Annotated in this window: 11 protein-coding genes; 4 read left to right on the top strand and 7 right to left on the bottom strand. The window is 43.7% G+C overall.

Annotated elements, in window-relative coordinates:
* Nucleotides 1-95: 95 nt before the first annotated feature.
* The 3 genes from spxB to RA086_RS01250 form a co-directional block, all read right to left on the bottom strand.
* Complete coding sequence (spxB, locus tag RA086_RS01260; protein ID WP_308702115.1) at nucleotides 96-1,853, bottom strand: pyruvate oxidase; 1,758 nt, start codon at nucleotides 1,851-1,853, stop codon at nucleotides 96-98.
* Nucleotides 1,854-2,008: 155 nt separating this feature from the next.
* Nucleotides 2,009-2,566 carry a DNA-3-methyladenine glycosylase I gene (locus RA086_RS01255; RefSeq protein WP_308702114.1) on the bottom strand — a complete coding sequence of 186 codons (558 nt, stop codon included), beginning with the start codon at nucleotides 2,564-2,566 and terminating at the stop codon, nucleotides 2,009-2,011.
* A 160-nt stretch (nucleotides 2,567-2,726) separates the two neighbouring features.
* Nucleotides 2,727-6,884 carry an MMPL family transporter gene (locus RA086_RS01250; protein ID WP_308702113.1) on the bottom strand — a complete coding sequence of 1,386 codons (4,158 nt, stop codon included), beginning with the start codon at nucleotides 6,882-6,884 and terminating at the stop codon, nucleotides 2,727-2,729.
* Between the two features lie 182 nt (nucleotides 6,885-7,066).
* Here RA086_RS01250 and RA086_RS01245 point away from each other — a divergent pair, with 182 nt between their 5' ends.
* Both RA086_RS01245 and RA086_RS01240 read left to right on the top strand, forming a co-directional pair.
* Nucleotides 7,067-7,651: a TetR/AcrR family transcriptional regulator gene (locus tag RA086_RS01245; RefSeq protein ID WP_308702112.1), complete on the top strand. Its 585-nt coding sequence runs from the start codon at nucleotides 7,067-7,069 to the stop codon at nucleotides 7,649-7,651.
* Between the two features lie 149 nt (nucleotides 7,652-7,800).
* Nucleotides 7,801-8,067: a hypothetical protein gene (locus RA086_RS01240; protein ID WP_308702111.1), complete on the top strand. Its 267-nt coding sequence runs from the start codon at nucleotides 7,801-7,803 to the stop codon at nucleotides 8,065-8,067.
* A gap of 101 nt (nucleotides 8,068-8,168) precedes the next feature.
* On the opposite strand, the gene RA086_RS01235 is transcribed toward RA086_RS01240, so the two are convergent.
* From RA086_RS01235 to RA086_RS01225, 3 genes are all read right to left on the bottom strand, one after another.
* Entirely contained in the window at nucleotides 8,169-8,858 is a 690-nt protein-coding gene (locus RA086_RS01235; protein WP_308702110.1) for a GTP pyrophosphokinase, read from the bottom strand.
* Between the two features lie 46 nt (nucleotides 8,859-8,904).
* Nucleotides 8,905-9,192, bottom strand: coding sequence for a hypothetical protein (locus RA086_RS01230; protein ID WP_308702109.1), 288 nt, complete (start codon nucleotides 9,190-9,192; stop codon nucleotides 8,905-8,907).
* Between the two features lie 155 nt (nucleotides 9,193-9,347).
* Nucleotides 9,348-10,742 (bottom strand): FAD-binding oxidoreductase, encoded by a 1,395-nt coding sequence (locus tag RA086_RS01225; RefSeq protein WP_308702108.1) that lies wholly within the window; start codon nucleotides 10,740-10,742, stop codon nucleotides 9,348-9,350.
* Between the two features lie 217 nt (nucleotides 10,743-10,959).
* Between RA086_RS01225 and RA086_RS01220 the strand changes: the two genes are divergently transcribed.
* Nucleotides 10,960-11,997: an LCP family protein gene (locus tag RA086_RS01220; protein WP_308702107.1), complete on the top strand. Its 1,038-nt coding sequence runs from the start codon at nucleotides 10,960-10,962 to the stop codon at nucleotides 11,995-11,997.
* 166 nt (nucleotides 11,998-12,163) lie between these two features.
* Here RA086_RS01220 and RA086_RS01215 read toward each other — a convergent pair whose 3' ends face one another.
* Nucleotides 12,164-12,430 (bottom strand): hypothetical protein, encoded by a 267-nt coding sequence (locus tag RA086_RS01215; protein WP_308702106.1) that lies wholly within the window; start codon nucleotides 12,428-12,430, stop codon nucleotides 12,164-12,166.
* A 234-nt stretch (nucleotides 12,431-12,664) separates the two neighbouring features.
* Between RA086_RS01215 and RA086_RS01210 the strand changes: the two genes are divergently transcribed.
* The gene (locus tag RA086_RS01210; protein WP_308702105.1) at nucleotides 12,665-12,970 is read left to right on the top strand and encodes a hypothetical protein; all 306 of its coding nucleotides are present in this window, start codon (nucleotides 12,665-12,667) and stop codon (nucleotides 12,968-12,970) included.
* The last annotated feature ends 60 nt before the right edge of the window (nucleotides 12,971-13,030 follow it).

Below are 13,030 nucleotides of genomic sequence, written 5' to 3'. Positions count from 1 at the left end.
GTTTCGGCTTGAAAGCGCCCTGCAGACCGGTCTTTGGCTGCAGGTCTGCCTCACAGCAAACGTGCTGGTCCACGGAGACGGACAATATCAACAAATTATTTGACCCCAAACTTACTGAAATAGGCGGCAAGTGGTTGTAAGGCTTCGGCATCGTATTGGCGCTTGAAGTTAGCGACCGAAGCAGCCGAAGTCTTAGCTGGATCAACATCCAGGATTTCAACTGGCAACCCACGCTTAGCCGTAATCTTCGCATCAATTAACACTGGACGACCGGCTTTAATCTCAGCCATGGCAGTATCAAAAGCCGCATGCAATTGTTCGAAGTGCGCTACTTTAATCCCCTTAACGCCCATGCCCTCTGCAATCTTAGCAAAGTCTGCACCAATCAAATCAATCCCAAAGTAAGGCTGTGGCACGTCCTCTTGTTCAGACTTAATAAAGTTCAAAGTTTGATTAGACGTCACAATATTAAAGATTGGCAACTGGTATTTCACTTCGGTCAATAAGTCTTGCATGACCATTGAAAAGGCACCATCCCCAGCAATGTTAAAGGCTTGCCGATCTGGATAACTCAGCTTTGCCGCAATTGCGCCGGGAACGCCGGCCCCCATCGTCGCAAATAGCGCCGAGGTCAACAACTTTTGTTTGGGAGTCATTTGTAAGAAGCGGAAACTATTAATCGTATTATCGCCAACATCCATGGAGAATATGGCATCATCTGTCGCGACACGATTGATCTCCTTGTAAACTTGTTCATATTCGAGTGGGTCCGTCGTCCGATTGCTCAATCGTTGCAAATATTGCTTCCAGTCAGCCATATCTGCTTCCGCCGCTTGATAATAAGGTGACGGCGCTGCGGCTTCGCTCAAGGCTAAAGCTCGTGTCACGAACGCTTTAGCATCACCATTAATCCCATAATCCAAATGATGATGCCGACCAAACTTGCCCGAATCTAATTCAATTTGAACATATTTGAAATCATGAGTCGTATACATAATCTGGGCAAAGGAGTAATCCGCGCCGATTGAAACAACCAAATCAGTGATCGCCATTAATTCGTCAGCTGCTTTCGAGGCAGCTCGATAAGCGCTCCCCATGTTGCCGGCAAACGTATCTGGAATGACACCTTTAGCCAAGCCTGTAATGATAATAGGCACTTGTAAGCGATCGGCTAGTTGCATCATTTGTTCGGTCGCACCACGGGTTCCTTGCCCAACGTGAAAGACTGGATATTTAGCGGCTTTGATCAAAGCTAAAACGTGCTTAATCTGATCATCGGGAATCGCTGGAGCGGTCACTTCTCCAGCCGGCACACTAGCTGAATCGTAGTCCACGTCCGGAATAGCCGCATAGCCAAAATCATTAGGAATCGTGACGACTGCCACTCCTTTTTCTTTATACGCCGTCCGGATTGCTTTATCCACAACATACGGCAAACTTTCTGGCGTCATGATAGTCCGATTGAATACCGCAACATCGCTAAACATGGGTTCTTCCGCAAATTCTTGGAAGTAATCATAATTCATATTCGTGTGAGCCACTTGCCCGACCAAAGCTAAAACTGGGACGTGGTCTTCCTTGGCATCATATAAGCCATTCAATAAATTAACAGCGCCAGGGCCTGCGGAACCAAACGCTACCCCAATCTTGCCGGTTAACTTGGCAGCGGCTGCTGCGGCCAAGGCGCCAACCTGCTCATGACGAACTTGGATATAGTGTAGGCGCTTTTGCTCCACATCAAGGGCATGCATCGTCGAATTAAACGATCCACCGGCGTAACCATAAATTTGTTTAATCCCCCAAGCTTCAAGAACCTTTAACATTGCAACGGATGCTTCAATAGTTTTACCCATAATTGCATGGCCTTCTTTTAAAATATTATTGTTAGCGTTTTCATTAGCGGCTTCAATATACATCTAAATAGTGCAAAGTTCAATTGTAAGCAACCAAGTTAGCCAAAAAACATTGTCGTTCAAGGGTTAAACGACAATGTTTTTTGTAAACCTTTTTAATTTTCCGGTGCCCAATCACAATCAGCCAAGTGATCATTGATCAAACCAGCAGCCTGCAAATAAGAATAGATCGTTGTTGGTCCAACAAACTTGAAGCCACGAGCCTTCATCGCTTTGGATACACGCTTCGCCAACTCATTAGTCGTTGGTATCTCAGCAGCGCTTTGCCAAGCCTGACGAATGGGCTTGTCATCGACAAACGACCACAACCAAGCTGAATAAGTTGATCCCGCCGGCCAGTTTTGAATGACTTGCGCATTATTAATTGTCGCCGCCAGCTTTTGACGATGCCGAATAATTCGAGCATCCTGCAACAGCCGGTCCATATCGGTCGCAGTCATTGCAGCGACTTTAGCCACGTCATAATTATAGAAATCTTCATTAAAGGCGGCCCGCTTATTTAAAACGGTTTGCCAACTGAGACCCGCTTGATAGGTTTCAAGACACAATAATTCGAATAATTTCTGTTGGTCATGTTCCGGCCGACCCCACTCGTTATCATGATATTGTTGCATCAAAGGCGTGGCATGTTCTGCCCAGTCGCATCGTTTCATCGTCCATTCCTCGTTTCTGACAATTTAATTGTTCTAAGCATACCACAAAAGCTGTTATTCGAACATACGTTCTTTTGGTTATAAAAAAACGGTGCGCGTTAAATCAGTCCAAAGACTCATCTAACACACACCGTTTCAAGGCACGATTCAGTTCAAATCGTTATTTGTGTGATCGTTTCGTTGGTTCATCCGTGGTCGATTCATTTTCCATGTTATCCGTCAAAGGATAAGTCAAACGAATCAGCGCTGGAATAACCGTTGGAATAGCGAATACCAGGATAATTAACCCGATAATCACAACCATCGCCACTTGGATCAAGGTCAAGACACCAGATGGCATCAAGGCGGCGAAGGTCCCGCTCAAGATCAGGGCAGCGGATAAGACCACCGCACCGATAACCGCAGAAGCCCGCACGATCCGTGTACTTGGCGTTGCCGCCGTGTTATCAAACTCACGATACTTCATCATCAAGAAGATACTGTAATCGACCCCAAGCGCAATCAGCATGATGAAACCGAAGAATGGCGTGTTCCAAGTCAACATATCTTGACCCATGAACCAGCTACTCAACATCCGCGTGATACTCAAGGACATAATATAAGCCAATAACAACGTCCCTAAGATGTAGAACGGTTGTAAGACGGAACGCGTGATGAACATCAACGCAAGTAAAATTCCGACTAACATAATTGCTGCAGTCCGGACAAAGTCACTCGATGCGATTGATTGGGTATCATTCGTTTCAGACGTTTGACCACCGATGGCAATCGTAGAACCGTCTAAGGAAGTCCCCTTCAACGTATTTTGGGCTTGTGTTTGGATAGCAGAAATCTTATTCATCGCGGCCTTGGAGCTTGGATTATCTTTCAAGACAATCGTCAACTTCGTCGCATGGTAATTGCTGGACATATACGTATTCAGCGCTGTTTGATAAGTCTTACTCTTCAACGTACTCTTTGGTACGTAGTAAGTCTTCGCCGCGTCTGAATCCTTCAAGCCAGTCAAGTAACTATTAGCTGAACCAACACCTTTGTTGATGGTCTTAGTCCCATCGCTAGCCGTTGCCAAACCTTTTTGCAACGTTGCCATCTGTTTAACAAGACTTTGCAACGTTGTGTACATCGTTTGGTTACCCGCCGCAATTTGGGAAGCCCCAGAAGTTAAGGTTGCAGAGTTTGCAACTAACTTATTGGTCCCAGCATCCAAGGCGCTGATAGCACTAACTAACGTTGGTAATTGCCCTTGAAGGCTAGTTAATCCAGTGGAAACTTGATTAGAACCAGAAGCCAACTGACTAACACCGCTTGCTAAAGCAGGTACTTGCGCATTCAATTGACTGTTACCAGCAGCAACTTGGGAAGCACCACTATTCAAAGTAGCAGAATTAGCTGCTAACTTATTCGTTCCGGCTGTTAACGCCCCGATAGCGCTCGTTAATGTTGGAATCGAAGCATTTAAAGTCCCAACACCATTATTAATCTCATTAGCGCCATTAGCTGCTTGAGAAACATAGCCTGTATAGCCATTAATACTTGAAGCTAATGTTGCAGCACCATTTTGTAATTGGAGTAAGTTTGAAGATAAGCTATCCATACTTGGTACAAATCCAGGATTATCGGCAGTTCCGGCCCCATTGAGTGCAGTTTGCACTTCAGTAATGGATGCTTCCAATTTAGTTATAGCTTCAATTGACTTAGTGTTGGCCGCTTTTGAACTGTTTGCAAGTTTAGTTAAACTTGATAGCTTAGTCATATTTGTGCTTAACGTCTGTAACTTACCAGCTGCATCAGTAATGCTTGTTAGTTGCTTTTGCAGATCAGATAATGCATTTAACCCAGCCTTTGCATCCGTAGCACTAGTAGCTTTAGTTGTAGATGTTGCTGAACTACTGTTAGCACTATTTTGCGCATTAACTTGTGATGTAACGGCGGAGGTAATTGCCGCTTTTTGTTCTGATGTCGCCGATGAGCCAGCTGCTGCAATCGCTGCAGAAGCAACATCGCTAGCGTTGACACCCGTACTCGTTGAACCTGTCTTTGTATTAGCAACATCTGTTCGAGCAGCACTCTCTAAAGCACTTTGGATCGTACCCATATCAGACTTAATCGGTGTCTGTGTGCTTGAAAGAACACTGGCAAAGTTATTAACATCATCCGTAGCAGATCCCATGGAATTAGAAAGTTCTAGTAACTCATCCATACTTGAATTAAGTGAGTTAAGCCCTTTAGTCAACTCATTTAAATCCCACTTATTCTGAGTAGTGTTGCCATTATTTACCGCTGTTTGCATCAACTGAAGCTTAGACGCAATTGCAGAAGAGCCTTGTTGTAACTGACCAATACTGCTAATTAGTTCAGCCTGCCTCGATGCCACTGTGCCATTTTGACTAGAAAGTTTGTCCAAACTAGAGGAGAGCGTTGAAGTACCATTAAACAAAGTTCCAACTTTAGAACTCAGTGTTCCAGTTTGACCATTCAATTCATTCAAACCACTATTGACAGTGTAAACACCGTTAGTATAAGTCACAACACCCTTGGCAAGAGTTCCAGAACCGCTCGCTAATTGACTAGTAGCACTTGCTAAGGTTCCAGTCTTACCATTTAAGGTATTTAACCCAGTCGTCACTTGTTTTGACCCACTTGCCAACTGATTAACACCACTCGACAGCGTGCCCGTCTTCCCATTCAACTGATCCAAACCATTGTTAACGGTATAAACACCGTTAGCATAGGTCACGACACCATCTGAAAGGGTCTGTGCGCCATCCGCTAATTCCTTAGCGCTGCTGACACCGGACGACATGTTTGAGTTTTTCAGTTGACTATCAGCGCTATCCAAGCCACTGCTAATCTTCTTCAAGCCCTTACTTGCGGACTTCATCCCGGTTGTCACGGTACCCAATTGCTTGTTAACGTACAGGTCACTAATTTCTGAGCCACCTGGTTGACTAACAGAAGCAACGGTTTTGACACCCTTAACTTGCTTCAATTGACGTGTTAAGTTGTCAATTGCTTTGATATCTTTTTCATTATTTAACTTATGACTCGATTTAATATAGAGCGTCGAAGGTTCTGCCGTCCCTTTTGAAAAATGAGCCTGAACCACTTTAAAGCCTTGCTTAGCTGGAATCGAATCATTCAATTCAGCTAAAGTATCATAATTTAATTGATTACTATAGGTAAAGATAAATGGCGCTGCAACCCCTAAGACGACCACTAAGGCAATCAAAGGATAACGCACAGAGCCAGCGGCAATCCCATGCCACATCTTGCTAGTACTCCCACCTGAGAACTTCTTAGATGGCCAGAACAACTTCGGTCCGAGTAAAGCCATAAAGAACGGGTTCAAAGTTAATAGCACTAACAACAGAATCGCCACCGCAACGGCGACCCCAACGGCAGAGCGATAAATCGAGAAGTTGGCTAATCCGAGGGCACTAAACCCAATTAATAGTGAGGAACCACTAAACAGAATCGTCCGGCCAGCTATCTTCAACGCCCGCCCAGTCGCGGCGACTGGACTATCGCCATGACTGAGTTCTTCTTTGAATTGATCAAACAGCAAAATATTGTAGTCGGTCCCAATCCCAAAGAGGACCACGACCATAAAGACCTGAGTGAAGTTGGACAATGGAAAATTAAACTTATCGACCAAATTCATCACAATACTCAATGAAATAATAAACGATAACCCAACTGATAATAGCGATACCAACGGTGTAATCGGTGACCGGAAGACTAATGTCAAAACAATGAAGATAAAGATCACGGTAATGATTTCAGTCTTTTGTAGGCCGGTTTCCGTTTCCTGCGTAAAGTCATCAGTTAAGATATCACTCCCGGTGACGTACGTTTTGACGCCCGCCGTTTTGGCTCCTTGCGTGATGGTCTTCGTCATATTAGTAACGGTCTGATTTTCACCAACCATTAATTGTAATAATTCGGTTGATTTATCTTTTGAAATCAATTGTTTCTTAGCTGCAGAATTATCGCTAGCTGCGGTCATTGATTTCACATGGTATTTAGACTTCTGTACCTTGAAGCGTTTGATTGTCCCAGCAATCTCCTGCTTCTGGGTCGAAGTTATCGGTTTATCCCCGTTGCTAAACACCACGACCACTTGGCGCGTGTTGTTTTGATTACGTCCCCAATGATTTTGAATAACGGACGCAACTTGACTCTTCGCACTACTTGGCAACTGTGTTTGGCCCTTATCGCGGACCAGATTGCTGACATTTGGTAGCAAAATGATGGCCGCCACCATCACTATCAGCCAAATGACAGCCTGAATGGTAAATTGTCTACGGCTCCCTTTCAACGTTATAATCCCTTCCCTGTTTCAGATTCTAAAACGACATCGTGACATTTAATCAACAATGTGTTTAAATAATAACAACATGTTAGTTGAAAAAGATGAAAACTTCAACCAACAATTTTCATAATTCCGTCATTAAATAAACAACAGTGGCGAAATTGTTTAGTTAATGAGGTGAAATAATTATGGTAGGAACAAAAAATAACCGACGCGCCCAAATGACCGAACGACTCATTCAAAATAGCTTGATTGAATTGTTAAAGGATCAGTCGATTAATGACATCACCGTGACTGCCGTCTGTAAATTAGCAGACATTAATCGGGGCACCTTTTACGCTCACTATGAGGACGTCAAAGATTGCATGCATACCATGGAACAGGATGCGACGAAAGAGTTGCTAGCGGTAATTAACGAACATACTGATCCCAACTCGTTGCGGGCTATTTTAACAGGGATCTTCGAAGTCGTTAAAAAACGTCACGCCGTCACATCATTTATCCCAACGACCGATCAAGATTTCCTAATGAGTTTTATTGCCATTACCAAACGTGAAATTTTGGAAAATGATCGGGTCAAAATAGCTAATATTGATCCCCGCGAAGGCCAATATATGTTCGAATATTACCTCAATGGCATCGTGGGCGTCGTCCGTTACTGGCTCAAAACCGGCCTGGACGAATCGCCAGAACAATTGGCCAATTTTATTAATGACTGGTGGTATCGTGGTAAACCGTTTAAGGATATCTCAGATATTCCAAGCGGATCTTAACGACTGTTACCCAATCACAACCTTTCTTAAGCGGTCTAAAGGAATTAATAACAAAATCATCATGCTTCCACAACCAAAATGGTCACTTTTCATCAGTATACTAATCTTTGTATTATCGATTAGGTCATATTGAAAGTGAAGTGTTAACTATGCTACTGGATAATAACCCACGCATTAAAAATATCATGGCGGCTAAAATAGTGAAAGTATTCTACCCTCAAATTATTGTGAAAACTGAAGCCGGTCAATACTTGCCGATTAACGTCAGCTCAGACCAGCTCGGTGACTCACTTTTCTGGGAGACCGTCCAAGATATTTGGCGCGCACAACTCTGGGTGCCCGTTGGCCGCAAATTTCATCAATTGCTGGCGGATGACTGGGTGCTCCCACAACACGATGCCGTCAGACTTAACTAAAAAATTCTAACAAAATCCGGTCGCGATTAACTTGATTAAACTCAAGTTTCATGTGATGACAAAAAAATCCTGCCAAACCAGTTTACGGTTCAGCGGGATTTTTAAATTTGTTTTTTCGGTGGTTTCTGATCGTACATACGTTCCTTAATATCGTCCATCTCTTGGTCCAATTGTGTAATTAAATGGGCTTTTTCAGTTAACGACTGCCGCAGCGCCGCTTGGTCTGGTACATTCTTCTTGTAGTTGAGTTCATGTTCCAGTGAGGCCCAGAAATTCATTGCAATCGTTCGAATCTGTAGTTCAACCTCGATAATATTGGGACCGTCGACAGTATAGATGGGCACCCCTAAAATCAAATGCAAACTTTGATAGCCGTTGGGTTTAGGATGATGGATATAGTCCTTCACCCGCAACACTTTTAAATCAGCCTGGGTCGCTAGTAAATCTTCTACAGTTTTAACATCACTTAAAAAGCGCACAATTAGTCGAATCCCAGCAATATCATGTAGATGATCAAAAACGGCTTCCAGCGTTAATGGCAGATGTTTACGCTGCATTTTGCCAACAATACTTTCTGGTGACTTAATTCGCGACTGCTTACTGTCAATCAAAGCATAACCATAACGTAACTCATATTCGCGACTGATATAATCCAACTTATCTAGGACTAACTTCATGGCAACTTCATAACGTAATGAATACGCTCTCAATTGGTCGACTGCTTGTAATAGCTCTGGTTGGGCTGGTAATAGTTGATCCGGTTCATCCGGTTGAGAATCTGTTTTACGCAATTATTTCGCTCTCCATTAACTTTCTCTTAACACTCTGATGTCACAATTATTGAATCGTCACGATCCATTCACGAACAATTTGACTATAATCAATCTGGTACTGTTCATCGCCAGCGTGGTACCCTAGGCGACCACCAACATCCTTGAAATCACTCGGAATTAGGCCATGGCCTTCTAACACATTTAAGTGTCCGTTGACCATCCGATCTTCTAAAAAGTGCTCATATCGTTGCCAGAAACGTTGAAAGCTTGCAAAATCAACGACGTCAAAAACCTCGTTACGCAAGACTTCGGCAGCAAATTCAAGCCGCACGTTTGAACTTTTTGGTGTCACCTGCGTTCCTCCCCAATTGCTCTTAATACATCAATCATAATCATAATTATGTCGCGACGCAATCATTAACTTGCGAATTAGAACTGGTTTAAGGGAAATTAAAAAGTCCGCACCACTCAGCGCGAACTTCTCAACGATTTCAATTAAAGTCTAACTTAGTTAATTTTCCGTTTAGGATTTAAAATCCCCATCGGATCAAATAACCCTTTGATCTGATGTTGTAACTCATCGACATCTTCACCTAACTCCGCGTTGTTCCATTGATTCTTCAACATTCCAACCGCATGTTCACCAGAAATCGTGCCGCCTAATGCCAAGGTTTTATGGAACATTTCTTGTAAGGCCACAATAATATTTTCTGGCACTGTTTTAGCCTCTTTCGGCCAAACTAAGGTTGGATGGACATTACCATCACCCGCATGCCCAGCCGTGTAAATCTTAACGTTCAGGCGTTGTGCCAAGTCTTGAATATAATCCATCAATGGCGCTAACTGTGACAACGGCACCGCCATATCTTCCATAATATGATTCTGGCCAGCAAAGACTGCGGGTAACATATCACGCCGCAGCTTTTCCAATTGCGCTTGTTCTGCTGGCTTGGTCGTAATCGTCACATTACTGGCTTGTTGTTCAGCTAATAACTTTTGTACCACTTGCATGCTGGCGTCACCACCATTATCCAGTTTAAAAATCAACATGGCGGCACTGTCAGCAGCGTACTGCGTCTTTTCATAACGATCCAAAGCTGCGACCGTCTGCCCGTCCAAGGCTTCTAGCATGGTTGGATAAACGCCGGAAATTCGGATAGCTGCCACGGCTTTAGCCAAAGCCGTCATATTATCGAAAAAGGCCACACCCATCACTGGTGTCCCTAACGGAATCGGCAGTAATTTGACGATAACTTCGGTAACAATTCCTAACGTCCCCTCAGAACCGATCATTAACTGGGTGAGATCATAGCCGAACGCTTGCTTCAAGGTCCGACCACCGAGCTTGATCTCGCGACCATCCGCTAAGACCACTTTTAACCCTAAGACGTTATCTTTCGTGGCACCGTATTTGACGGTACTCATCCCACCAGCATTCGTCATGACGTTGCCACCAATGCCAGAAATTGGTTTGGAACCAGGATCAGGTGCGTAGAACATCCCTTGTTTGCGTGCTGCTTGATCCAGATCACCATTAATCACGCCGGGTTCCACGACCGCTAAGGAATCTGCTTTACTGATTTCTAGGATATGGTTCATTTTAGCTGTCGATAAGATCAATCCGCCAGCGATGCCGTCCGAACCAATCACGGTACTCGTCGTCTGTGATTGCGGCACAACTGGTAAATGATACTTACACGCCACTTTTAACGTGCCTTGAATATCGGCGGTTGAGTGTGCCTCAACATAAGCTAGTGCTAAGCCACTATCCTCATCCGTTAAATTTTTGCTAAAGGAGTACTTAGTCAAAGTTGCCGTATCCGTAAAAATCTGCGTTGCCGGTACTTGGGCTTTTAAGTCGGTTAAAATATCCGCATCTGAAAACGCTTTAAACGTTGTCACATTAATAACCCCATTTCTTTTTAATTGATTGCATGATTAGTATAAGCTACCTTTTGAAAATTGGGGGTTAATTTGTTTCCGACAAAATTTGCACACTTTCTTATCAAAGTGTCCTTGATGGTATCTATTTTTTGAATTAAGTACACTCAAAATAGGTATTTTTCAGTTAGCCGCGAAAACGGTATGCTAACAACTGTAGTTTCAAAAGGAGGGCACTATGCGACATATGGGACATCATTCAAAAGCAAAACCATGGTTGATTGCAGGAGGCATCATCGCGCTCATCGCAATCATCACCGTGGGGGTCATAATTCGACAAGCACAGGCCCGTTACCAATCATCCGTTTACACTGGTACCAGTAGCAATCAGGCCATTAACGCCAATCAACCGATCAGTATTCTATTGCTCGGCGTCGACACCGGGGCAGACGGTCGGATCGATAAGGGTAATTCTGACACGATCATGATCGTGACCATTAACCCTAAGACGAAAAAAACCGTGATCACAAGTATTCCACGCGATACCTTAGCACTGATGGTGGGCACCAAGACGCCAAACGTTCAAAAGTTAAACGCCGCTTATAATATTGGTGGTTCTAAAATGGCCAAGGCCAGCGTCAGCAAGCTATTCAACGTCCCAATCAACTATTATGCGACCATCAATATGGGTGGCCTGAAACAAATGGTAAATGCGGTTGGTGGCGTCACAATTACCAGCGACATGGACGTGACCTTTGACCACATCACAACGACCAAAGGGACACATCATCTCAATGGGAAACAAGCACTGAGCTATACGCGGATGCGTTATCAAGATCCGCGTGGTGACTACGGGCGACAGCTACGACAACAACAAGTCATGAAAGCCGTCCTCACTAAGCTCACCAAAACAACTTCCGCGACCCATTACAGTGCCTTACTGAGTTCACTCAAAGGTAATTTAAAGACTGACCTCAGCTTCGACGATATTATTTCACTAGCGACGCATGATCGCGCCAATGTGAAAAACATCAAATCCACGCAAGTCGTTGGGACTGGTGCTTGGATCAACACGAGTTCCTATCAAATTCTGAGCACCCAGAAGCTCCAAGCGGCATCAGATGCGCTACGAACACAGCTCGGATTATCAACTGAAAAGTTATCTAATACTGAAACACAACTCAATGCCCTTAATCCATCCTATGATGGCGTGAATAATCAAAATTACGATACGAATGGTTTAGACACCATTACCTATACAGACGGCACGTACTAAAGAAAACGCGAGCCAACTTAGCAAATTGCTAGGCTGGCTCGCGTTTTTTGATGTTGTTGATTGAGGTTCTTGCTAAAATTTTCGCTTCGGTTGGTCTTTGTCTATAGGTTTGCCTCATAACAAACGTACTAATCTATGAAAACGGACGGCCTCACCTGAGTGAACTCTAAGCAATCAACGTCCGTTGCCAATTTTCGAATAGCGTAATCAGGCCACCCGTGTTATCGTTAAATTCATACTTTTTATGTTTAGTGGCCGCCACGGCAGAATCATGCTCAATTTGTAAGTCGCTCATCCGTAACGTTAGCTCAAACGGTTTAAACGGTTGAGTTGAAGACACCTTAATCCAGTTAGCATGATGGTCAGCCTCAACATAAAAATACTGAGCTATCGCCGTTTGCAAGTCAACTTGCTTCAAAATTCCTGTTTCCATGACGCACACCCCGCTCCATTTAATTTACAGGATTATGATAAGTGCTGAAACCCGTTTCAGGTCAAGTAAAACTTCTCGCAAGTTAAACTGCAAGGTCAATTGTTACATTTTAATAACACTGTTATAAAACACTAGGCTTATTAGTCAAATGGTTGTACTATATATTTGAACATTAATTTATGGGCTTGCTAATCACGCAAGCTAATCCCAGTCAAAGGAGTTGTCGCCATGATTATGACCGAATCAACACATGAGCAAAGATATTGTTATTTAATTGAACTGACTGGTAATAACCACTCTGAGCTTCTTGCCTCGCTTTCGGCCGAAGAACGTCAAATTGGCGACTGGGAGCGCGTTTACTCCGCTAAGTTACCTACTTGGCGCTTATGGAGTGACGAAAATGCTGATACGATCCGCTATGTCGTTTCACACGTCATTGCACGCTATTCATTACCACAAAACGACTATTGGTTGATTCAATATGAAGGTAATGACCATCGCCATCCAACCATGTTACATCCGCGTTTTCACACGCGCTAAACTGATTTTAAAATTTTTGAGGAAGCCAATCGCTGGGTTCCTTTTTATTTTTGCGCAAAA

The sequence above is a fragment of the Lactiplantibacillus brownii genome, assembly GCF_031085375.1.
GTDB lineage: Bacteria > Bacillota > Bacilli > Lactobacillales > Lactobacillaceae > Lactiplantibacillus > Lactiplantibacillus brownii.
The sequence above is the reverse complement of the archived record's forward strand: the minus strand, read 5'-3'. Positions and strand labels throughout refer to the sequence as shown.